Source organism: Helicobacter japonicus (assembly GCF_000762845.2).
Lineage (GTDB): Bacteria > Campylobacterota > Campylobacteria > Campylobacterales > Helicobacteraceae > Helicobacter_C > Helicobacter_C japonicus.
Genome location: NZ_JRMQ02000046.1, coordinates 1 through 651, shown reverse-complemented (window position 1 = coordinate 651; position 651 = coordinate 1). Strand labels below are relative to the sequence as shown.

At 30.7% G+C, this 651-nt stretch carries 1 pseudogene; it reads right to left on the bottom strand.

Going from position 1 to position 651, the window contains the following annotated elements:
- Nucleotides 1–651 (bottom strand): annotated as a pseudogene (locus tag LS65_RS10350) (hypothetical protein); the annotation flags it as partial.

Here is a 651-nt window from a genome sequence, read left to right as displayed (position 1 = left end):
TAAGAAGTGTGCCTAGATTATTTTCTTCATCTTTAGGGGAGAAGTAATAACTTGGTGTATCTTGTTTAATGGTATTGTCTTTATCTAATTCACCAAAGAGAAAGGGATTTGTTTCTATTTCAGATGAGCCTAATAGGAGAGCGGAGTAGAAAAAGATTTGAGTAGAGGGAGAGTTAAGAATATCTTGTGTAATACCATAGTCTTGATAGTCTTCTAATAAAGATTGTATGTCTATGTAAGTTTTATCTTGAGTGAATATGTCTATTTTATTGTTATGGATATGGAGGAGGTGAGACATTGAGATGTTTTTATCTAAGAAAATGATTTGAATACTTTTGTCTTGGGATTCTAAAATGAGATTGGAATGTTTTGTGATATAGGCATTATTGTTTGTGTTGTTTAGATTCTGTGTATTACCTTTAGAAAGTCTTGCTTGTTGTTGCTCTTGTCTTTGTTTGTCTCTTAATGCTTTTTCTTGTTCTCTTTGTAGTTCTTTGAGTTGAGATTCTTTTTGTTTAGAATCTAAGTTTTGTAAGGATTGTTCTAAGATTTCTTGTTGCTTTTGTAGTTCTTGTAATTCTTGCTTTTGCTTTTCTTGTTTAAGTTGAGAAATAGATTTATAGAGGGATTTTCTAGCTTCTAAGTATTCAT